At 51.6% G+C, this 21,250-nt stretch carries 20 protein-coding genes; 15 read left to right on the top strand and 5 right to left on the bottom strand.

The annotated features are described in order from the left end of the window. Window positions 1-38: 38 nt before the first annotated feature. Window positions 39-2,216 (bottom strand): ferric-rhodotorulic acid/ferric-coprogen receptor FhuE, encoded by a 2,178-nt coding sequence (gene fhuE / locus QMZ30_RS25090; RefSeq protein WP_283229321.1) that lies wholly within the window; start codon window positions 2,214-2,216, stop codon window positions 39-41. A 446-nt stretch (window positions 2,217-2,662) separates the two neighbouring features. Here fhuE and QMZ30_RS25085 point away from each other — a divergent pair, with 446 nt between their 5' ends. Then, window positions 2,663-3,754: a YncE family protein gene (locus QMZ30_RS25085; RefSeq protein ID WP_283229320.1), complete on the top strand. Its 1,092-nt coding sequence runs from the start codon at window positions 2,663-2,665 to the stop codon at window positions 3,752-3,754. A 42-nt stretch (window positions 3,755-3,796) separates the two neighbouring features. Here the strand turns inward: QMZ30_RS25085 and QMZ30_RS25080 are convergent, their stop codons facing one another. From QMZ30_RS25080 to QMZ30_RS25070, 3 genes are all read right to left on the bottom strand, one after another. Further along, window positions 3,797-4,621, bottom strand: a complete 825-nt coding sequence (locus QMZ30_RS25080; RefSeq protein WP_283229319.1) for a sugar phosphate isomerase/epimerase family protein — start codon at window positions 4,619-4,621, stop codon at window positions 3,797-3,799. Next, on the bottom strand, window positions 4,618-6,084 hold the full coding sequence (locus QMZ30_RS25075) for a sugar porter family MFS transporter (protein ID WP_283229333.1): 1,467 nt from the start codon (window positions 6,082-6,084) through the stop codon (window positions 4,618-4,620). Before QMZ30_RS25075 ends, QMZ30_RS25080 begins: the two co-directional genes overlap by 4 nt. 117 nt (window positions 6,085-6,201) lie before the next feature. Further along, window positions 6,202-7,158, bottom strand: coding sequence for an AraC family transcriptional regulator (locus QMZ30_RS25070; RefSeq protein WP_283229318.1), 957 nt, complete (start codon window positions 7,156-7,158; stop codon window positions 6,202-6,204). Between the two features lie 654 nt (window positions 7,159-7,812). On the opposite strand from QMZ30_RS25070, the gene QMZ30_RS25065 reads away from it, so the two are divergent. The 14 genes from QMZ30_RS25065 (at window position 7,813) to QMZ30_RS25000 (ending at window position 20,987) form a co-directional block, all read left to right on the top strand. Continuing rightward, on the top strand, window positions 7,813-9,222 hold the full coding sequence (locus tag QMZ30_RS25065) for a sugar porter family MFS transporter (protein WP_283229317.1): 1,410 nt from the start codon (window positions 7,813-7,815) through the stop codon (window positions 9,220-9,222). Window positions 9,223-9,237: 15 nt separating this feature from the next. Then, complete coding sequence (locus QMZ30_RS25060; protein WP_283229316.1) at window positions 9,238-10,248, top strand: Gfo/Idh/MocA family protein; 1,011 nt, start codon at window positions 9,238-9,240, stop codon at window positions 10,246-10,248. Window positions 10,249-10,283: 35 nt separating this feature from the next. Next, window positions 10,284-10,712, top strand: coding sequence for a PTS mannitol transporter subunit IIA (locus QMZ30_RS25055; RefSeq protein ID WP_283229315.1), 429 nt, complete (start codon window positions 10,284-10,286; stop codon window positions 10,710-10,712). A 26-nt stretch (window positions 10,713-10,738) separates the two neighbouring features. Further along, entirely contained in the window at window positions 10,739-11,680 is a 942-nt protein-coding gene (locus tag QMZ30_RS25050) for a sugar phosphate isomerase/epimerase family protein (protein ID WP_283229314.1), read from the top strand. A gap of 336 nt (window positions 11,681-12,016) precedes the next feature. Next, window positions 12,017-12,556, top strand: coding sequence for a sugar dehydrogenase complex small subunit (locus QMZ30_RS25045; RefSeq protein WP_283229313.1), 540 nt, complete (start codon window positions 12,017-12,019; stop codon window positions 12,554-12,556). Window positions 12,557-12,578: 22 nt separating this feature from the next. Next, the gene (locus QMZ30_RS25040; protein ID WP_283229312.1) at window positions 12,579-14,207 is read left to right on the top strand and encodes a GMC family oxidoreductase; all 1,629 of its coding nucleotides are present in this window, start codon (window positions 12,579-12,581) and stop codon (window positions 14,205-14,207) included. 2 nt (window positions 14,208-14,209) lie between these two features. Further along, a complete protein-coding gene (locus QMZ30_RS25035; RefSeq protein ID WP_283229311.1) occupies window positions 14,210-15,586 on the top strand; it encodes a c-type cytochrome in 1,377 nt (458 codons plus the stop codon). A gap of 82 nt (window positions 15,587-15,668) precedes the next feature. Then, complete coding sequence (locus QMZ30_RS25030; RefSeq protein WP_283229310.1) at window positions 15,669-16,169, top strand: sugar dehydrogenase complex small subunit; 501 nt, start codon at window positions 15,669-15,671, stop codon at window positions 16,167-16,169. 21 nt (window positions 16,170-16,190) lie between these two features. After that, window positions 16,191-17,795: a GMC family oxidoreductase gene (locus tag QMZ30_RS25025; protein ID WP_283229309.1), complete on the top strand. Its 1,605-nt coding sequence runs from the start codon at window positions 16,191-16,193 to the stop codon at window positions 17,793-17,795. Then, entirely contained in the window at window positions 17,788-19,116 is a 1,329-nt protein-coding gene (locus QMZ30_RS25020; RefSeq protein ID WP_283229308.1) for a cytochrome c, read from the top strand. The genes QMZ30_RS25025 and QMZ30_RS25020 overlap by 8 nt, the downstream gene beginning before the upstream one ends. Before the next feature lie 70 nt (window positions 19,117-19,186). Beyond that, window positions 19,187-20,080 (top strand): dihydrodipicolinate synthase family protein, encoded by an 894-nt coding sequence (locus QMZ30_RS25015; protein WP_283229307.1) that lies wholly within the window; start codon window positions 19,187-19,189, stop codon window positions 20,078-20,080. A 122-nt stretch (window positions 20,081-20,202) separates the two neighbouring features. After that, a complete protein-coding gene (locus QMZ30_RS25010; RefSeq protein ID WP_039334247.1) occupies window positions 20,203-20,418 on the top strand; it encodes a YdgH/BhsA/McbA-like domain containing protein in 216 nt (71 codons plus the stop codon). 92 nt (window positions 20,419-20,510) lie between these two features. Beyond that, entirely contained in the window at window positions 20,511-20,663 is a 153-nt protein-coding gene (locus QMZ30_RS25005) for a hypothetical protein (RefSeq protein ID WP_283229306.1), read from the top strand. A 108-nt stretch (window positions 20,664-20,771) separates the two neighbouring features. Further along, a complete protein-coding gene (locus QMZ30_RS25000; protein WP_034829885.1) occupies window positions 20,772-20,987 on the top strand; it encodes a YdgH/BhsA/McbA-like domain containing protein in 216 nt (71 codons plus the stop codon). 58 nt (window positions 20,988-21,045) lie between these two features. Here the strand turns inward: QMZ30_RS25000 and QMZ30_RS24995 are convergent. Beyond that, window positions 21,046-21,250: hypothetical protein (locus QMZ30_RS24995; RefSeq protein WP_283229305.1), on the bottom strand; the 205-nt coding region annotated here is incomplete at its 5' end.

Raw genomic sequence — 21,250 nt, 5'->3', positions numbered from 1 at the left:
TATCAAAAATCCCCGGCTTAGCACCGGGGATTTTTCAATTAAAACTGATAAGAGACACTCACCGAGAAGTTACGCGGTTCACCGTAAACATAGTTGTTCATATAGGTGTAGTACTCGCGATCGAATAGGTTATCGACGTTGGCCTGCACCGCCACTTGTTTGGTGACTTGATAACGCGCAAACAGGTTCGCCAGCGGATAGCTGCCTTGATACACGCGTTGCGTGCTGCCATCTGGCGCACTGACATCTTCAAAGGTACGGTTCTGCCAGTTAATGCCACCGCCAATGGTCAGGTCTGGCATCATCGGCACCTGGTAGCGCGTAAACAGTTTGAAGTCGGTCTGTGGCTGATCCGGGTTATAACGTCCGTCACTGTCGCGTGCCACATAACGGGTCGCACCGAAGGTCAGTTGCAGGTTATCGGTCAATGCCCCATTTAGCTCAAATTCCGCCCCCTTACTGCGAGCACCTTTGGTGGCGTAGTACGCCTGTTCGCTGCTGTTATTAACGTAAACGTTGCTGATTGCCGTACCGACATTTTCTTGCTGAATGCGGAATACCGCGACGGTAGCCGTCAGGCGACCATCAAACCACGCCGATTTCAGGCCAGTTTCATAACTTTTCCCGGTGACAGGAGACAGGTAATGGCCTGAGGTGTCACGGTAAGTCTGTGGCTGGAAGATCGAGGTGTAGCTGGCATAGGCTGACCAGGTATCGTTGATGTCATACACCAAACCGGCATACGGCGTGGTGTTGTTCTTGGTCATATTGCCACTGCTGCCGTTAGTGCTCCACTCGGTGTAGCGCGCCCCAATAATCAGCGACAGTGGGTCAGCCAGCGAGAAGCGCGCGGCGGTGTAGGCGGATTTCTGACGGATCACGTCATTGGCATTGAGATACCAGCCTTGCCACTGCGGTTCAGCGATATTACCGGTCCAGTTATTATTGAAAGCACCCATATCGGCTGACGTAATGTCATATTCATCCAGATCGGTGACGCCATCCTGACTATAGGTTTGGTTATGCTGACGGCTGTAGCTTACGCCCGCCATTAACTGATGTTGACGACCCAACAGCTCAAACGGACCGCTGGCATAGCCATCAACGGACGTTTGTTCACGCTTACCGCGATCGAGGCTGCCGTAACCGGTCACCCCTTCACCCGTGGTTTCATCCGGGAAGGCGCTGTAGATGTTGAGCAGTTTATCGCTGAAGGTATTTTTGGCATGCGTGCCGTTAACATGAATGCTCCAGCCATTGTCGAAGTTATGCACCAGGTCGGCATACAACTTCTGCACTTCAGTGTGGTAGTAAGTCCAGTCGGCGGCGGAGTTGAGGCTGCGGTTATAATGCGTCAGTGACCCGTTGCTGTAGAACACCGGTAAGCCGCCCCAGGTAGGATCACGCGTGTCGGCTTTCTCATAGTCATAACCCAATGAAAGCGTGGTGTGATCGGTAAGGTCGGCATCGACAACGCCATACAGGAACTTCTTATTTTTATGGTAACGATCTAACCAGCTGTCTTGATCCTGATAACCGGTTACAACACGTCCGCGCAGCGAGCCGTCACTGTTCAGCGGCCCCGCGATGTCAGCCACATAGCGCTGCTTATCCCAACTGCCGTAACTGGCACTGACGTTACCGGTGAATTCTTTGCTGTCGGCGTGTTTACGCACCATATTCACCGACGCCGATGGGCTCCCCGCTCCGGTCATCAGTCCGGTCGCACCGCGCACCACTTCGATACGATCGTAAATGGCGGTATCAGAGGCGGCATCACCGAAATTCCAGCTGTCACCCACCGACGTGGGAATACCATCAAAGGTGAAGTTGGTGATTTTAAAACCGCGTGAATAATATTCTGAACGTTCTGAGTCGACCAGATTACTGGTGATGCCAGTGGTGTTGTTCAGTACGTCAGTGACGGTCTGTAACTGCTGGTCCTGCATACGCTGTTGAGTCACCACGCTGACCGATTGCGGCACATCGCGTGGCGTCAGCAACAATTTGGTGCCAGCACGCGTAGTTTTCACCGCATAGTCCTGCTTCTCGTTATCACCACTGTTATCGCTGGTGGTGGCGTTAACCACCAAATCCTGCTGCGCGTTATCGGCCGCTTGCACCATGGCTGGATTAAGAAGGGCGTGCACTGCCATCGCCAAAAGCGACACGCTAAACGTTTTTCGGATGCCTGAATCCCTGCCTTTCGAAGACATAATTATTTCCGTGGTCAATGATTGTTATCTGAAGCCATCGGGCTTCGGTTGTTATGTTTGCGCCTGAATTTCCCCCCAAGAAAAAGGGGGCAGGTGCGACGTATTCCTGTTTACGAACGCCAATGATAATCATTTGCTTTATAGAATCTCGCAAGGATTCAATTTGAAGTGTAATAATGTGTAAACAACAACTAAATCAATTGGATAGGTGGGTTTATAACCCGTTAGTTGCTGGCGTTTTCATTTTTGTTACGGGCATAAACAGGAACTTTGCGGTAAATGTCGCGGCAGATGCAGTGAACATTTTTTCTGTTTGATAGCGGGAGAGCAGAGAAATCCACGTGAATATTTGCTTCCTTCATCTTAATGCGTATGATTCTCATTCTTCTTATATTTTCCGCTCGTTAGATACGATCGGAGCCGTTCATCCATTGATGGAGTTCTGCATGAAATCGTTGTTTAGTCCGCGTAAAGCCGCTGTTGCCATGGCGATCGCCGCTGCATTTAGTCTGACTGCTTGTCAGGCGCCTGCTAAAAAAGCCGAAGCCCCGGTTGCTGAAACCGCTAAACCGGTTGATACCGCCGTGACACAGCGTGTCCTGGGCGATGGCCTGTATGAGATGGTTTACTCACAGGACTCAAAAGGACTGTTTGTCGCCAGCGCGCAGAGCTTTAAGGATGTGAATGGCGGTGTTATCTATCGTCTGGATCCAGCCACCCTGGCGACCAAAGGCGAGACTCACACCGATCTGAAAAACTTTGGTACGGCAATTGATGAGCAAGGCAGTGTGTTCTACACCACTAACTCATTGGATGGCGCAATCTCTAAGGTTGATGCCCAGAGTGGCAAAGTGCTGGCACGTCTGGTGTTCCCGGGCAAAATCAGTAAAGAAGGCTACCCGGCGGGCGCACGTGAAGTGCTGTGGCACGGCAACGAATTGTACGTGGGCCGCGTTGCCGATCCAGGTTACATCTCGGTGGTTGATACCAAAACCTTCAAGCTGAAAACCGAGATCAAAAATGCCGGTAAATGGGTGACTGGCCTGATCTATTCCCCGGTCACTGAGCGCATTTATGCCGCCAATGGTTCAGGTGAGATCCTGGTGATTAATCCGCGCACCCACAAAATCGAGAAGCGCTGGACTGCAGGTGACGGTAAAGAGTATCTGTTCCTGAACATGGCAGAAGATCCTGCCACTGGCCGTCTGTTCGTCACTGACGATTCCAAAGGAAAAGCGACGCTGGTATTCGACGAGCACACTGGCAAAGTGATCAAACGTATTGAAGGTGACTCGCTGGGCATCAAGTTCAACGCGAAGCGCAACGAGATCTACATCAGCCAGCGTGAATCGAAGAAAGTGCTGCAGTTGGATGCCACCACTTACGCAGTGAAAAACAGCTGGTCGTTTGATCAGAATCCTAACAGCCTGCTGATTGGTCCAGACAACAACACCCTGTATGTGACCCTGAAAGCGGAGTTCAATAAAGACTCGTCGACAAAAGGCGCTGACGGCATCGCCCGTATTGCGTTGAAGTAATAGGTATGAAAAGGGCGGCTATTCTTGGCCGCCCCTAAACATTTAGCCGGTATAGCTACGCATATTTTCAATCACCTGTCTGGCTAACACGGCATGGTCCATTTCCCAGCGAGCAGGGCTAAACAATTCCGCAGACCAGACGCCATCAAATCCCGTTGCTTTAACAGCATCAGTCCACGCCTGAATGTCAATATCGCCTTCCCCCGGCATGTAGGCTCGAAGAATCGTCTCTTCCCATGCTTCACCCGTAAAAGGTTTTCGACCGTCACAGAAGTGCACACCGAAAATCAGCGAAGGGTCAAGTTGCTGGATATCCTCTGGCGTTGTGGCACCAGTAGCAAACAGATGCCAGAAATCAATCACCAACCCAACGTTTGGCTTACCGACTCGACGAATGACTTCCAGCGCCTGATTTAATGTGTTGAACTTAGTGTGCGCGATCACTTCAATTTGATAGCGAACACCATACTGTTGACCAATGCTGGCAATTTCCGAAATGTTCTCGGTCATGATGTCGAGTATTTGCGGTTCAGGTAGGTGATCTATTCCATGCTGTGCAAGAATCTGGATGGTCGGGCATTCAAGATCGGCAGCAATTTGCGTTAAGCGTGTCGCTTCGGCCAACAGTTGCTGTTTCTCACCCTCCTGATGTCTTTCAATATCGATCAAGGCATTTAGGCAAGCCGTTTGCAGACCGTAGCCATTCACCAGTTTGTTGAGTTCAGCAGTGCTGCCGCCGTTATCAAGATAGCGCAGCAGCTTATAGTGCAGGAATTCCAAGCCGTCGTAGCCCGTTTCTGCTGCAATTCGGGTTTCAGTCACCACATTACAATAGTGGGTTGAGATGCCGTGCAGTGCCTTAATCATGATTTACCTTCGAGACTGGTGGTAGCAACGGATGCAACCGTTGTGGATGAGGAAACTTTGCCCGCCTTCATACGGCTGGCAAGGAGTTGTTCGATGTCGTCAAGTGCGACCCCTCGGGTTTCAGGGACGAAACGCAGCAAGAAAATGAGACATAACAGATTAATGGCGGCGAAAATCCAGAAAGAGAATGCACCATGGAATGCATGCTGTAGCGCTGGTATCTCATTCAACACCGGGAAAAACTGAGTCACCAGGAAATTGAAAATCCACATCAGACTCACCGCCAGCCCCATGGCATAACTTTTAATCCGTGGAGGGAAAATCTCTGAAATAAGTACCCAACAACCGGCGCCCCAACTGATGGCGAACATCATCATAAACAGCAGGGCAGAGAAGATGGCAAGATAGCCGCTTTGCTGGTTAAGCATGCTCCATGACAGTAACAGCAGGGCAATAATTGCACCGAGGGTACCCAATTTCATCACCGGGAGACGGCCAAATCGGTCATAAAGGTTCATCGCAATGAACGCTCCCAACGCATTAAGCAGGCCGATAAAGATGGTTTGAAATAACAGCGTATCCTTACTTATTTCACCCGTGTTGAGGATCAGTGGTGCGTAATACATGACGATGCTGGCGCCGGTGAGTTGCTGCAATACTGCGATACTGCAACCAACAATCAATGCGAAACGTAGCACTGGCGTTTGCCAGATATAACGCAATGAACTGCTACCCTTTGCGGCGTGTTGAGGTTCGCTTCGTACCGATATAATCTGACGGGCTTCTTCTTTGTTCAGATCAGGATAAATTTTTTCCAGCACACGTAAGGCTCGCTCACCCTGCTGATGATTAATACACCATTGTGGTGATTCCGGCAGTATCAAAGTACAAAAGAGCATGAATACTACTGGCACGAACTGTGCTGCCATCATCCAGCGCCATCCCTCATCCACCAACCAAGCTTCGGACATGCCGCGGCCAATGAGGTAATTGATCAGGAAAACGAGTGTTTGCGAACCCACCAGGGAAAGATTAAAGATTCCTGAAGCCTTGCCTCGTATGCTAGCGGGTGCAATTTCGCCCATGTACATGGGTGCAACCGTACCCGCCAGTCCTATTCCTAATCCTGCAACGATACGGGCCACAGAAAATAGCGAGAAAGAGTCAGCGAAGGTTGAACCTACTGCGGAAAGCGCGAAGGCAAAGGTAGCCAGCAACAGTACAGGCTTCCGGCCCCATTTTTCCGCCAGTTTTCCGGCAGCAAGAGAGCCGATAATACAGCCTACAAAGATGCTGGAAACTACCCAACCTGTTTGTGAGGGATCAAGTTTAAAATAGGATTGGATTGAATCGACTGTGCCTGAGATCACGCCGGTAGAATAACCGAACATCACGCCACCCAAAGTGGCGATGCAGCACAGAGAATAAACGTAGCGGGCGTTACAGCGGTGATAATTTTTCATCATCGCCTCCAGTAAAAATCACCAACAACATAATGGTTTCCTTAATTTGCAAAAACAGGAATCTGCAGGCTTATCTCATTAAGCCTGTACAGAGGTCAGCGGTCGGATGGCTGAAAACTACGTTTTAATTTGCCCGGTCAGCCAGAATTTTTTATAACGCGCAGGGGGAATGCCGACAAGATTGTGAAAAATGCGATGAAAGTTATTGACGTTATCGTAACCTACCGCGTTAGCCACTTCGGTAACGCCGAGAGAAGTGCTTAATAATAAATTCTGCGCCTCACCAATGCGACGACGTGTTTGATACTGTTTAGGTGAATAGCCCGAGTAGTCTTTAAACACGTGCGCGAGATAGAACTGGTTCATATTTAGGGCCGCGGTGATCGAACTGAGCGCGATATCCTCTTTATAGTGATTATCAAGATAGTCTTTAATGCGCTGTCCCAGCAGTGTGTTATTACTCTCCTGAACCTGTTTGTTTTCAATCCAGATGTTACGGCACAATAATAACAATACACTGAGTAAATTATCGCCAATCTCAGCTCCATAGAGACGTTTACTGTTGACGTGTGCCCACATCTGATCAAACAGTTGGCCAATTTCTTCATAAAATTCACCGCTGGGCATGACGGCAGGTTGGGCGCGTGTGGTGAGCACATTAAGGGGCAAGCCATCTACCTTAAGTTGCTCCACGCCACAGCTAAAAATCAATAAATCATCCGTGGCAGTAGGGCTCTCATCATGCAGTACGTTGGCATTAAATAGCAGGATATCGCCTTTTTTTACGTTGTAGCCACGCCCGTCAATATTGTAGATGCCGCTGCCCGAGCGGATAAACATCAATTCAAAACGATCATCATGCTTGTGCATAACGCGAGGAAAGGCTTCCTCTTTACCTTCGGCTTTGCACAGGAACGAAAGGCGAGGGCGCAAGCTGTTGTCAAAGCCGCGGGAAGTAGGATGTTCGTTCAGGCAAAAGGTAATCATGGTGGCTCCTGTTGATATGCCGCTATTCTTACACGAGTCTTGAAATTCGTAATCATCAATGTTGCTTTTTGATGAAGCGTAAAGCATTGAAACATATGCGATTTAAATATTGAGGCTATGTTCAACTATCGATTATTGTTTTCATGTTGAGCTGAAAAAAATGAATTTGATCACCATCACACTTTTTTTGCGTAACACTAACCCACGACTGAAATAGCGTTCTTGTAGACGAAAGAAGAGCAGGATATACACGTGAGGTCATTAAGGGTATAAAGGACACATAAAGAGAAAAATCATCAAAATTGCTGTGGTTGATTAAATCATAAAAAAATTAAAGATGAACTGAATACATGCCATTTCAGATAGTGCGTTCACAAGATCAAATTATTCACCTGCACAGTGCTTAAACTTATTTTTTTCCAGTCTCCATTCTTGCTAAGTCAACAGTCTAGCGCTCTATTGTGATCTTTATCACTCATTTTTGTGCTTTTTGATAAAAATATATGATCTCTGACACGGCGTGGTGTTGGAGAAACGAGTGCGTCTGGTTTTTAAAATTTACTTTGATATAACGTTGTCGTAACGATTAGGGTTCTGGCGACGCATAAAGCGTTGCCAAAAATAAAAATAATGATGCAGTGTATTAATAAAAGATCTGATTCAGGCTGCGTAAATTTATCAGTCATAACTGACCAACAAACGGCTTGCAACGGTATTACCTTACAACCAGATGGAACAGCTATGTATAATAAAACTAACCTGCAAAATCCTCAGCGCATGCGGTTAATCACCATTGTCTCAACAATTGGTGGTTTGTGCTTCGGTTACGATACCGGCGTTATTTCCGGTGCGCTGATCTTCATGAAATACGACTTAAATCTCACGCCAGCTCAGGAGGGTTTTATCACCTCATTCCTGTTATTCGGCGCGGCATTAGGCTCATTGTTCGGTGGTTATTTATCAGATAAACAAGGACGACGTAAAAATCTATTATGGGTGGCGGCAATCTTTATGTTTGGCGCATTAGGCACGGCATTTGCCTGGGATGTGCCCTCAATGATTGTAGCACGCTTTATTCTTGGTCTGGCGGTAGGTTGCGCCTCCGTCACCGTCCCTATTTATATTTCCGAGCTGGCACGAGCCGATCAACGCGAAAGACTGGTGACGGTAAACGAATTAATGATTGTGACCGGCCAGTTCCTGGCGTATTCCGTCAACGCTGCCATTGTGAACCTGTATCCGGAAATGCAGCATAACTGGCGCATTATGCTGGCTATCCCCGCCTTGCCAGGCGCGCTGCTGTGGTTCGGCATGTTAATGATGCCAGAATCGCCACGCTTTTTTATCCGCCGTGGTGAAACCGATAAAGCCGTGAAAGTGTTGAAGACGTTGCGTTTACCCGAAGAGGTAGACCGTGAAGTCAAAGAGATTCAGCAGATAGTTAAGGCTGATCAAGTGAAGTTTAATTTATTCGCTGAGCTGAAAAATCGCTGGGTGATTCAACTGGTGCTGATTGGTTTGATGATTGTGTTAGCCACCCGCGTTACCGGCGTGAACACCATCATGTACTACGCACCCACTGTGCTGAAAGCGACTGGACTCGGTGATGCTGCCGCGGTCACTGGCGCCGTCGCAAACGGTATCATCTCCGTACTGGCCACTTTGTTAGGTATGGCGCTCATCGGCAAACATTCACGCCGTAAGATGTTCTTTACCGGGCAGGCGGGTGTCACAGTGAGCCTGGTGCTGATTGGCCTGGCGTTCAAATTCTTCTTCCACACGGAAACCGTGAACGGTGTTGATACGCTGCACGCCAACTTTGCCCATGCACCTTACGTTATTCTCGGATTAATGCTGGTGTTCCTGGTGTTTATGCAAGGCTGGATTGCACCCGTATTCTGGCTGATGTTAGCGGAAATCTACCCACTCAGAATGCGCGGTGTTGGTATGGGCTTTGCGGTATTTGGCCTGTGGATCTTCGACTTTATGATCCAATCTATCTTCCCTTATTTGCTGAGCCATTACGGCGGCGGTATGACCTTCGGCTTCTTTGGCGCGACTAACGTCATCATGCTTATTTTACTGGTGAAATATTTACCTGAAACGCGCGGTATGACCCTGGAACAGATTGAAAAGAAATTTCGCTTTTAACCTGAGGATAAATAAATGACTGTTAAAATTGGCTTAATTGGTCTGGGTATGATTGGCCGGGACCATCTGAAACGCTTCCAAACTGTTATATCCGGTGCGCAAGTCACAGCCGTTTGCGATATTAACCGCGCAGCGGCCGATATGGTTGCCGCTGAATATGGCGCAACCGCATTTTATGATGCAGAAGAGATGATCAATTCTGAACTGGTCGACGCCGTGTTTATTTGCTCAATTGGTCCGGTACATAAAGCTCAAATTCTGGCGGCGTTTAATGCTGGCAAACCGGTATTCTGCGAAAAACCACTGACACCCACCGCAGATGAATCAAAGGAAATTATTGATGCAGAAGTAAAAGCCGGAAAGCGTTTACTGCAATTAGGCTTTATGCGCCGCTTCGACCCAGGCTATCAGGCGTTGAAACAGTCGATTGATGGGGGGGATCTCGGTGAGGTGATGCTGATCCACTGCGCGCACCGCAACCCCTCGGTGCCCGAGAGTTACACCCTGGAGATGGCGATCAATGATTCGGCTACCCATGAAATCGACATCATTCGTTATCTGCTGAATGAGAACATTACCTCGGTACGCGTGGACAAACCGCGTAAGAAAACCAGCAGGGCATTACCGCATTTGCAGGACCCGCTGATTGTTATCTTTGAGACTGAATCCGGTGTGCGTGTTGATGATGAACTGTTCGTGAACTGCCATTACGGCTACGACATTCGCTGTGAAGTGATTGGCGAAAATGCGATTGCAGCGCTGACAGAACAACAGGTTATCAGCACGCGTTCACGTCACGGTAATGCGCAGCATATCGCACAATCCTGCATGGAACGTTTTGCTGTCGCTTACGACCGCGAGGTGCAGCACTTTGTTGACCGCGTGCGTGACGGGCGAGAGATGAGCGGGCCTTCTTCCTGGGATGGCTATGTGGTTGCGCTGGTGTGTGATGCGGGCCTTGCGTCACTGAAAGACGGCAAAAAACATGACGTTTTAATTCCAGCGCTACCAGCGCTTTATCGCTAAATATTTTTTTGCTCGCGGAAAGTGAGGTAATAATTATGTTGAAACTGACGGAAGATGCGCTGCATTTACAATGTCGGGCAGGGAATAAAAGTGAAGCCATCGAAATTGCGGCGCATGCTTTAGAGCAGGCGGGTTATGTCAAACCGGGTTTTCTGCACGGCATGTTAGCGCGGGAGAAGAGCATTTCAACTTATATCGGTGCGGGCATCGCTTTCCCACATTGTGCAAAAGAAAACCTTGATCTGGTTATTAAAACCGGTTTCCAGGTATTCCAGTTTCCCAATGGCGTAAGTTGGGGTGCAGGCAAGGTGGTTTTTGTCGTTGTCGCAGTGGCGGCCACCGAGAATGAGCATATCCAGGTGCTGGCGAATATTGCCGATCTGTTGGGCGATGAAGTTAAAACCACTTTATTAGCCAACGCCAAAACCAAACACGAATTTATTGCACAGTTTGAGAAAGCGTAATTAACGCATCGCTTAAGGATTGAAGAATGAAACTCGCATTATGTACTGACGTTTTGGCTGATTTACCCTTCCCGGCAATGCTGGATAAAGTCAAAAGCTACGGAATTGATGGGGTAGAAATGACGGCCGGTGGCTGGTCGCCGTGTCCACATGTGAAAACGGAAGAGTTGCTGTCATCACCGATGAAACTGGAGAAGTTTAAACAAGAACTGGCCGATCGCGAGATGCGTATCGTGGCGCTGAACTGTTCGGGCAATCCGCTGGCGCCTGGCGCGTTGGGGGAGACCCATACCCAAAGCAGTTACCGTGCCGTGGAGCTTGCCGGCAAGTTGGGCGTAAAGAAGATCGTGATGATGAGTGGCTTGCCTGGCGGCGGGCCGGAAGATCGCGTGCCGAACTGGATTACGTCCACCATCTCATGGCCGGATTACATGCCGGGGGTGATCGATTATCAGTGGAATGATGTTGCCATCCCTTGGTGGAAAAAATTCGTCCAGCATGCCAAACAGCACGGCGTTGAGCAGATTGCGATTGAAGAGTTCCCTTGCCAGTTGGTCTACAACCCGTCGACCTTATTGCGCCTGCGTCACGAGGTCGATGGGATGATTGGAATGAACCTCGATCCTTCACACTTGATCGCCATGGGCGCGGACCCGATCGCAGCGGCACGTAAACTGGAGGGGGCAGTGTTCCACGTGCACGGTAAGGATGCGCGTATCGAACGCGGACTAGCGGATATTGACGGCCTGATGGAGTATCAACCTGTCACGAATACCAAAACCCGAACCTGGAACTATGTTGCCGTAGGCTGTGGTCAGGATTTGAAATGGTGGAAAGAGTTCTTCTCTGTATTACGCATGACCGGTTACAACGGCGATGTCTCGCTGGAAATGGAAGACCTGACCATGAGTGTTGAAGCAGGGTTGCAAACCTCCATTGATGCGTTGAATGCGACGCTGAGTAAGTAATTTCCTTATAGAGCCGCCCGCATCCTGGGCGGCCTGAGGGTCGCGACCTACAAATTAACTAGCCAGATTTCAATGTGATGACTGTCACCAGATTTGATTACCCAATCCTTCCTCTTGCCCAATTCCACTCATTTTTGATTTGAAAACATCATTACGTATGGATTTTGTTTAAGATCCATTTATTATATTAAAAGTCCGTGTCGTTCTAAGACATCTGATTAATGTTGCGTTATGTGATTGTTAATCAGCGGATGTTTTTACGTTATTTCAAACAATTAGATTTTTTACCTTCGCCTCGCGGAGGTTTTGAGCCGTGTCACCAACCAGGGATACACCATGAGTAAGTTGCAAGACCTGCCGCTCGGCGAGGTCCAGTTGTCACGCCGCAGAGTGTTGCTCTCCGGCGTTGTGATCGTGGCTGGCGGCCTGGTCACCTCGGCGCTTCCGCGTATGGCGTTTGCAGACTCGTCGAAAAATTTCATTCCTTTCATGCAGATATCTCGTCTTCTGGTCAACCATAAACTGGATGATGCGGTCGGGCAGCGCATGCTGGCGCTACTGGAACTCGATCACCCGGAATTAATGGTAAATCTCAATCATCTGTTGGCGATTGCCAAAGCGAACAATGCGCAGATCGTTGAAGATTTCTTCCCAGCGATTCCGCAGGGCGCATTGCAGGATCTGGCGCACAAAATCATCTTTGGTTGGTACACCGGCTGCCTCGAACCGAAACGTTCAGCCAAGGCGTTTGCCTATGAGCAAGCGCTGACCTGGCACACCACGCTAGATACCATCACGATCCCGTCTTACGGCATCAGTGGGCCGAATAACTGGCAGCGTACTAACACACCGGTCCTTCCCGTACCGCAATTCTGACCACCAAAAAAGAAGACAAAACATGGCAGCTCCTTCTCAGTCACCTGTGGTGATCGTTGGCACCGGCGTGGTCGGTGTGGTGATCGCTGAGCAACTGCTTGATGCCGGTATTCCGGTATTGATGCTGGAAGCCGGTCCACGCGTATCGCGTGCCGAAATCGTTGAAAATTATCGTAACTTGCCGCTGGCCGCCAAAGGCAACCCCATTGAGTGCTACCCATCACGTGAGTGGGCACCGCATCCTGAACCAGCGGGCGCAGGGAAAGGGTATCTGCAACTCAGCGGGGAAGACTCCTATGCACAGAGCTATGTGCGATATGCCGGGGGATCGACCTGGCATTGGGCGGGCACCTGCTGGCGCTTAACACCCGCCGATATGCAACTGCATACGCGCTACGGCGTGGGTCGTGACTGGGCGTTTGATTACGACACGCTGGAACCTTACTACGCGCGCGCCGAATACAAGCTGGGCATCTGCGGACCGGACGATCCGGCACTGCAATGGCCGCCGCTGCGCTCGAAACCTTACCCGATGCCCGCGCTGCCCTTTGGACCGGGTGAAGCCCGCTTTACTGACGTGGTGCGTGAAAAGTTGGGGCTGCACAACATCCCGACGGCACAGGCGCGTAACAGCGGCATGTCTTACGACGATCGTCCCGCCTGTTGCGCCAATAACAACTGTGTACCGGTTTGCCCGGTTGGTGCGAAATATGATGGTGCCACTGCGCTATCCCGCCTTGAAGCCAAAGGTGCCACTATCCTTGATAACGCAGTGGTATGGCGCATTGAAACCAACGCCAGCAACCACATCGAAGCGGTGCATTATTATGATCAGCACAAGCAAACGCATCGCGTCAGCGGCAAGCTGTTCATCATCGCCTGCAACGGGCTGGAAACGCCGAAACTGCTGTTGATGTCAGCGGATTCGCGCAACCCGAACGGCGTTGCCAACAGCTCTGATCAGGTTGGTCGCAACATGATGGACCATCCCCAAATCACCATGACGGTGACGTTGGATGAGCCTTACTGGGCGGGCGTCGGGCCGGTGGTCAACAGCGGCATCATGGAAACCTCGCAGGGTGATTTCCGCTCTGAGCACGCTGGGGCTTACTTCCGCTTTAACAACTTTGCCCGTAACCGCTTCGTGACATTTGGCGCACTGGAGAAAGGGCTGGTGGGTAAAGCCCTGGACGAAGAAATTCGCCGCATGACAGCCTGCACCGCGGATATTGTGCTCGCGCATGAAATTCTGCCGGATGCCAACAACCGCCTGACGCTGAGTGATAAAAAGGATTGGCTCGGTTTGCCCAAACCCGCCATTCACTACGATGTAGGTGACTATGTGCGCCGCTCGTATCAGAACTACTCCAAACCGATTGCTGACCGTATCGCCGAGGCGATGGGTGCCATCGATAAGAAATTCTCGAAACAATATAACCAAAGCAAGCACATCATGGGCGGCACCATTATGGGTAACGATCCGGCTAATTCGGTGGTGGATAACGAGTGCCGTGCTCACGATCACCGCAATCTGTTCCTGCCAGGTGGCGGGGCGATGGCCAGCACCGCGTGCGGTAACAGTACGTTGACCATGGTTGCGCTGGCCTTTAAAGCGGCCGATGCCATCGTCAAACAGGCGCAGGAGGCGTAATCATGCTGAAACTCAAACAGATGGCGCTAGTTCTGGCACTGGCAAGCGGTGCCGCTCACGCTGCTGATGATGCGCTGGTGAAGAAGGGCGAATACCTTGCTGTGGCCTCCGACTGTACGGCTTGTCATACCGCGGAACATGGTAAACCTTTTGCCGGTGGTAAGGCGATTGAGTCACCGGTCGGTGAAATCATCGCGACGAATATTACGCCATCGAAAATCGCTGGCATTGGTCAGTACAGCGAGCAGCAGTTTGCTGATGCCTTGCGCAAAGGCGTGCGTGCGGATGGCGCGAATCTCTATCCCGCGATGCCCTATACCGCGTATGCGACGCTGACGGATGAGGACGTTCACGCTCTGTATGCCTACTTTATGTCAGGCGTACAACCAGTGGATAAGACCACCGAAGAGACGCATCTGCCGTTCCCGCTCAACCTGCGCTTCTCGATGATGTTCTGGAACGCGCTGTTCCTGAAATCACCGGGCTTTACGCCGGATATGGGGCAGTCTGCAGGCTGGAACCGTGGCCGTTATCTGGTGGAGGGCGCTGCACACTGTAGTACCTGCCACACCCCCCGTGGATTCCTGATGCAGGAGAAAGAGGGCGATGCCTTTACCGGGGCGCAGGTTGGGCCGTGGTTTGCTCCGAATATCACCGCTAATGCGGTCAGCGGCATCGGTCAGTGGTCTCAACAGGATCTGATTACCTATCTCAAGACCGGTCGTCTGGCAGGTAAAGCGCAAGCCGCGGGCAGTATGGCGGAAGCGATTACCCACAGCTTCCAGCACTTGTCTGACGCAGATCTGGCCGCCATTGCCGAGTACATGGGCAGCGTAACGGATAAAAATGCACCGGCGAGCGGCGCATCGCGCTTCGAGCAGGGTAAAGCCGCACAGAATCTGGTGGCGTTCCGGGGAGAGGCTTTCAACTCACCGACCCGTGATGAGGGTGCTCGACTGTTCTCCGGCAACTGTGCCTCGTGCCACGGCAGCAGCGGTGAGGGCACCAAAGACGCGTTTTATCCCAGCCTTTTCCATAATAGTGCTACCGCAGAGCGCAACCCTTCAAACCTGATCGCCACCATTCTGTTCGGTGTGCAACGTCATACCGCGCAGGGTGATGTTTATATGCCGCCGTTTGGTTCACAACCGAATGCGCTAAATGCACTGAATGACCAGCAAGTTGCCACACTGTCTAACTGGATCTTGCATCATTACGGCAATGTCGAAGTGACAGCGTCACCTGGACGGGTAGCAGAAATCCGTCGCGGCGGTCCCTCATCACCGTTGGTGATGCTGGCACAGGTCGGAGTGGGCGTCGGCATGCTGGTGGTGATTGTGCTGCTGGCGTGGTGGCTGATGCGCCGCAGAAAGCAGTAAGGCGCGGCCTATAGGCCGCCCTGGAGATATTGCCAAATTTTGTCGCCTGCGACCGCAGGCGACGTTTTTACTGGAAGAAACTATGACGCATTACTCACGCCGCCGCGTGTTGAAGATGGTCGGGCTGGTCACCATTGCCAGCGCAGCAGGCCAGCTTTTGCCGTTGCCGCGCCTCAACGCCGCCCAGTCATCTACCACTGTGGTTGGGCTGGACGATTTTATGCAGGTGTCACAATTGCTGACGCAGCAAACCGCGCTCAATTCCACCGTCGGGGGCGCGTTGCTTTTGGCACTCAGTCAGACGCAGAAAGGGTTTGTCACCGCACTCGCACAGCTGAAAACGCTGCTGCAAAACCAGCCGGAACTCCTGCAGCAGGATCACCTGACGTTTCCCGCCGATGCAGACAGCGAAAAGCTGGCAAAAGTGATCCTCGGAGGTTGGTACAACGGCGTGGTCGGCAAGGGCAATCACGCGCTGTATGTCACCTATGTGAATACGCTGGCGAATAAGCTGGTGGATGACAAATTAGTGCCGCCGGGATTCTCCTACGGCGAGTGTGGTAGCTGGGCACAACAGCCCTGATTCTGAAGAGTTATGTCGTTTATGAAAAATAATAATTCCGCCGATGTGGTGGTGATTGGCGCAGGCGTCAATGGCTCACTGCTGGCGACACGTCTGGCAAAAGCCGGCAAGTCTGTGCTGTTGCTCGAATCCGGTCCCAAAGTGGGCCGCGACCAGTTGGTTGAGCGCTTCCGTGCTTCGGCGTTTAAATCCGACTTTATGTCGCCTTATCCGTTCTCGCCTAAAGCGCCACATCCGCGTTACACGCCAGAACCGAATGATTATCTGCATCAGGCTGGCCCACATCCTTTTGCGGCACAGTACATCCGTATGTTTGGCGGCACCAGCTGGCACTGGGCGGCGCAGTTGTGGCGTTTTGTTCCCAACGATTTCCGTCAACACAGTCAGTATGGCGTCGGCAAAGACTGGCCGATGCGTTATGACGATTTAGAAGAGTATTACTATCAGGCCGAGGTGATCGCCGGGGTCGGCGGGTCACCGGATAACGGCTCGCCACGCAGTAAACCATACCCGATGGAGCGTGTCCCGGCTTCGTGGCTGCAACAACGCGTTACGGCACGTCTGGCACCGGATTTTACCGTGTTGGATGACAGCACAGGGCGCAACAGCCACAGCTATGACGGACGTCCTGCCTGTTGTGGCAACAACAACTGTATGCCGGTATGTCCGATTGATGCGCAGTATCACGGCGGCATTGCGGCGCAGCAGGCGGAAATCAGTGGTGTGAAGGTGATCACTGAAGCGGTGGTGTATCAGTTGGAGCACGACGCCAAGGGCAATATCGTGGCCGCGAATTACTATGACTGGAACAAAGTGAGCCATCGCGTGACGGCAGAGACCTTTGTACTGGCTGCTAACGCCATCGAAACCCCGAAACTGCTGCTGATGTCAGTGAGTGATAAATTCCCGAATGGCATTGCCAACGCACACGATAATGTCGGGCGTAACCTGTGCGATCACCCAGCGATCGGCGTGACCTTTGACGTCGACGAAGAGATCTGGCCAGGTCGCGGTCCCGTGAGTCCTTGCTCGATCGGTCAGTTCCGTGACGGTGATTTCCGCAGTGAACATGCGCCGTTCCGTATCGACATCTCCAACGCCTCTCAGGTCGCCTCCGTGACTAAAGAAGTGCTGGCAGAGGGACTCTTCGGTAAGAAGTTGCAGGATGAGATCCGCTTCCGTGCGGCACGTCGTCTCAGCATTAAAAATGCGCTGGAACAGCTGCCCGATCCGAACAACCGCGTGACCTTGAGCAGCAATAAAGACGAGCTGGGCTTGCCAACGCCATCCTTGTACTGGGATGTCAGCGACTATGTCACCAAAGGCACCGAGAAGACGCGTGAATGCTATGACGCGATTGCTGCCAAACTCGGCGCAACTAACATCAAACACAGCAAAACCGGCAAATTCTCTAACCGTCAGCACATCACCGGCACGCTCTCTATGGGCCTCGATCCGGCCACCAGCGTCACCGATGCGTGGGGGCGTGCGCACGACCATCAGAATCTGTTTATGGTCGGCACCGGCGTGATGCCGACGGTCGGCACCTGTAACGTCACACTCACCGCGATGGCGCTGGCCTTGCGTACCGCGGACAAAATCCTGCAGGAGACGCAACATGGCTAAGCATTTAAAAGCCCTGCTTGCAGCAGGCACCCTGGCGCTGGCGGTTTCGCAGGCACAGGCTGCGGACACGCAGTTGATTCAGCGTGGAGAGTATCTGGCGATTGCCGGTGACTGCGGCGCGTGCCATACCGAAACGGGCAAAGCACCGTTCAGCGGTGGTCACGCGATTACCAGTCCGTTGGGTACCATCTTTAGCACCAATATCACGCCATCCAAAACTGCGGGTATTGGCAACTACAGCGAGCAGCAGTTTGCGGATGCGTTGCGCAAGGGCGTACGGGGTGACGGTAGCCAGCTTTATCCGGCGATGCCTTACACCGCCTACGCAAAGTTGACGGATGAAGATGTCGCCGCCTTATATGCTTACTTTATGCAGGGCATCCAGCCAGTTGATGTGAAACCGGAAGCCACGGCGCTGCCATTCCCCTTCAATTTGCGCTTTAGCATGGCGGCATGGAACCTGTTGTTCCTTGATACCAAGCCATTCCAACCCGATGCTAAACAGTCTGATGAGTGGAACCGTGGCGCCTATCTGGTGCAGGGATTAACCCACTGCAGCACTTGCCACACGCCGCGTAATATCCTGATGGCGGAACAACAGGATAAAAACTTACAGGGTGCATCTCTTGGCACCTGGTTTGCGCCGGATATCACGGCGGCCACTTTACAGGGCCAACCACACTGGACGCGTGCGATGTTGGCGCAGTATCTCGCCACCGGCCATGCCAGCAATGGGGCGACTGCGGGCGGCCCGATGCTGGAGGCGATCGACAAAAGCTTCTCGCGCATGACGCCAGAAGATCGTCAGGCCATCGCCACCTATTTGCTGCCACAAGACTCTACAGCAGCAGAATCGGCCCCGGTAAAACGCTGGACGCCAGTAGAAGGTGACGATACACCACAGGCAGTGTTGAACGAGGGCGCACAGATTTATCGCAACAACTGTGCCTCCTGCCATAACCTGACGGGCCAGGGGCTGAATGGTTTGCCTGCGCTGCAGAATCATCCGGTGCTAAACAAGCCCAATGCGGATAACGTCGCCATGGCGGTGTTGCAGGGCGTCTGGCCGGAGCATGGTCAAGGGATGATCGGCTTTGCCGGTGAACTTAACGATCACCAAATCGCTGCCGTCACCAACTATGTGATGCACGATATTGGGCATCGTCAGGTAGACATCAGTGAAGATCGGGTCAAATCATTGCGTGCAGGTGGAGACGCTTCGCCGTTGATGTTGATCTCACGTGTAGGCATGGCGGCTGCAGGAATTGCTGTGGTACTGGGTCTTCTCTGGTTGCGTTTGAGAAGAGAGGTCAAACGCTAATTTTTTGGCCTATGACAAATAGCCAGCGATTGTTAAGATGCGTTTTTGCGCTATCTTACAGGAGCTGGCTATGTTTTCAGGTCTTAGTGCGTTCCCGCTGACCCCGGTAAACGCTTCAGGTATTGATAAAAAAGCTTTTCTCAGGCTGCTTGCACGATTAACGGCGGCGAAAGTTGATTCACTTGGCGTGTTGGGTTCAACTGGCAGCTACGCCTATTTGACCCGAGCGCAGCGCCAGCAGGTGGCGACGCTGGCTGTAGAACATGCTGATGGCATCCCGGTGATTGTCAGTATCGGCGCAATCAGCACCGATGAGGTATTGCGGCTGGCCGAAGATGCACAGCAGGCGGGTGTTAGCGCCTTATTATTACCTGCGGTTTCCTACCAAAAACTCACCGATGACGAAGTGTTTGGCTTGTTTCATGAGGTGGCACAACATGTTTCGGTGCCAATTTGTGTGTATGACAATCCCGGCACCACCCATACTCAGTTTTCAGATGCGCTTTACGCACGGATAGCCGCGCTTCCTCATATTGCTTCCATCAAAATCCCCGGTGTTCCCGACCAGATGAGTGAGGCTTTGCAGCGGGTAAACACGTTACGTGAACAATTACCGTCGCAGATTAGCATTGGTGTCAGCGGTGATGCCTCTGCGGGCAATGGTCTGATGGCTGGATGTGATCTGTGGTATTCGGTATGCGGCGGTTTATTTCCCAACACGGCATTAGCGTTAACGCGAGCGGCACAGGCCGGGGATTTCGTCACGGTGGCAGCACAGTCCCGGCGCCTCGAGCCGTTATGGACGCTGTTCCGACAGCACGGTGGCAGCATTCGCGTGATGGCAGCGGCGGCGGCCATTCTCGGTTTGGCAGATGAGAACAATTTACCGCGCCCTATGCGTGCACTGTCCAGCGAAGATCAACGCGAAGTACAACATGTGATTGAATCCCTTGCGTTGTCCTAGATGAATTAACTATTAGTGCGATTATAATGATCGCACTAATAGTTAAGATGTATATAGTAAACATGGTTATTATTTCTTCCATCGAAGGCGTACAGCCTTCTCATCAAACAAGGAATATGACCATGAAAACTATCAAAGCTATGTCAATCGCAGCTGTTGCCGCTCTTTCACTGATGTCTGCTGCTACCTTCGCTCAGACAGTGACCGCCACTTCTCTGACTCTGGATGGAGCAGAAGCGAAAATTGCTGCTCAGGCTCATCAGCAAAATGAGCAATACAAAATCATTGAAGCGAGCAACGGTAATGTCGTGCATATGACCGCAGAACTGTACAAATAAGTCACGGATGGTTGCATAGGGAAATGCCGGAACAGGCCGCCTTACAGGGCGGCCTGTTCCGTGTTAAGGCGTCATCGAGTGAGGGCCGCGTCATGAAACAGAACGATGTAGACATTGACCAGCAAGCAAATGCCGTTGTGAATGCGCTGCGTGCGCGACGCAGTGCTCACATGCCGCCGATGCGTTTTCATCAGTGGCCACAGTTTATTTCTACTGTGCGTGCCCTGATGCTTAAACATGATTAGCTGGATCATGATGATCGCACTAATAGTTAAGAATGAAATGATTGCGTGAGTTATTATATTTTCATCGAAGGCGTACAGCCTTCACCAACAAACCAAAGGAATATGACCATGAAAACCATTAAAACACTGACCATCGCCGCTGCCGCCGCTCTTTCACTGATGTCTGCTGCCAGTTTTGCACAGAGCATCTCAGTTGAATCTTCAACGCTGGACGGTGCAGAAGCTAAAGTTGCTGCAGTCGCACAGCAGCAGGGCGCACAGTACAAAATCACCGAAGCAAACACCAACAACCGTGTGCACATGACAGCAGAACTGTACAAATAAGTTCGTTTCAAGCTTCAGCGTTAAGGCCGCCTTCGGGCGGCTTTGCTGTTTCTGGCGTTCAGGAATCAAGGTGATTGTTGTGATGCATATCAGTTAAGCGATTGATGATAACGCCGTCTGGAGCCGCACCGGGGCTGGCGGTCCTCGCGCCGCTACGCGGTACCTTCACTTCACTCGTCTGCCTTAACGGACCGGTGCCGATGGAACATCCATGTTCCAGCGCCACCTTTCGCCCGCGTCCTGCGGGCTCTCCTGGCATACTC

It is taken from the genome of Pantoea sp. EA-12 (genome assembly GCF_030053355.1).
GTDB lineage: Bacteria > Pseudomonadota > Gammaproteobacteria > Enterobacterales > Enterobacteriaceae > Pantoea > Pantoea vagans_C.
This window is presented reverse-complemented; position numbering and strand designations above follow the sequence as displayed.

Coding starts and splice junctions, on each gene's coding strand:
- fhuE (WP_283229321.1), bottom strand. CDS start 2,216: ATGTCTTCGAAAGGCAGGGATTCAGGCATCCGAAAAACGTTTAGCGTG.
- QMZ30_RS25085 (WP_283229320.1), top strand. CDS start 2,663: ATGAAATCGTTGTTTAGTCCGCGTAAAGCCGCTGTTGCCATGGCGATC.
- QMZ30_RS25080 (WP_283229319.1), bottom strand. CDS start 4,621: ATGATTAAGGCACTGCACGGCATCTCAACCCACTATTGTAATGTGGTG.
- QMZ30_RS25075 (WP_283229333.1), bottom strand. CDS start 6,084: ATGAAAAATTATCACCGCTGTAACGCCCGCTACGTTTATTCTCTGTGC.
- QMZ30_RS25070 (WP_283229318.1), bottom strand. CDS start 7,158: ATGCTTTACGCTTCATCAAAAAGCAACATTGATGATTACGAATTTCAA.
- QMZ30_RS25065 (WP_283229317.1), top strand. CDS start 7,813: ATGTATAATAAAACTAACCTGCAAAATCCTCAGCGCATGCGGTTAATC.
- QMZ30_RS25060 (WP_283229316.1), top strand. CDS start 9,238: ATGACTGTTAAAATTGGCTTAATTGGTCTGGGTATGATTGGCCGGGAC.
- QMZ30_RS25055 (WP_283229315.1), top strand. CDS start 10,284: ATGTTGAAACTGACGGAAGATGCGCTGCATTTACAATGTCGGGCAGGG.
- QMZ30_RS25050 (WP_283229314.1), top strand. CDS start 10,739: ATGAAACTCGCATTATGTACTGACGTTTTGGCTGATTTACCCTTCCCG.
- QMZ30_RS25045 (WP_283229313.1), top strand. CDS start 12,017: ATGAGTAAGTTGCAAGACCTGCCGCTCGGCGAGGTCCAGTTGTCACGC.
- QMZ30_RS25040 (WP_283229312.1), top strand. CDS start 12,579: ATGGCAGCTCCTTCTCAGTCACCTGTGGTGATCGTTGGCACCGGCGTG.
- QMZ30_RS25035 (WP_283229311.1), top strand. CDS start 14,210: ATGCTGAAACTCAAACAGATGGCGCTAGTTCTGGCACTGGCAAGCGGT.
- QMZ30_RS25030 (WP_283229310.1), top strand. CDS start 15,669: ATGACGCATTACTCACGCCGCCGCGTGTTGAAGATGGTCGGGCTGGTC.
- QMZ30_RS25025 (WP_283229309.1), top strand. CDS start 16,191: ATGAAAAATAATAATTCCGCCGATGTGGTGGTGATTGGCGCAGGCGTC.
- QMZ30_RS25020 (WP_283229308.1), top strand. CDS start 17,788: ATGGCTAAGCATTTAAAAGCCCTGCTTGCAGCAGGCACCCTGGCGCTG.
- QMZ30_RS25015 (WP_283229307.1), top strand. CDS start 19,187: ATGTTTTCAGGTCTTAGTGCGTTCCCGCTGACCCCGGTAAACGCTTCA.
- QMZ30_RS25010 (WP_039334247.1), top strand. CDS start 20,203: ATGAAAACTATCAAAGCTATGTCAATCGCAGCTGTTGCCGCTCTTTCA.
- QMZ30_RS25005 (WP_283229306.1), top strand. CDS start 20,511: ATGAAACAGAACGATGTAGACATTGACCAGCAAGCAAATGCCGTTGTG.
- QMZ30_RS25000 (WP_034829885.1), top strand. CDS start 20,772: ATGAAAACCATTAAAACACTGACCATCGCCGCTGCCGCCGCTCTTTCA.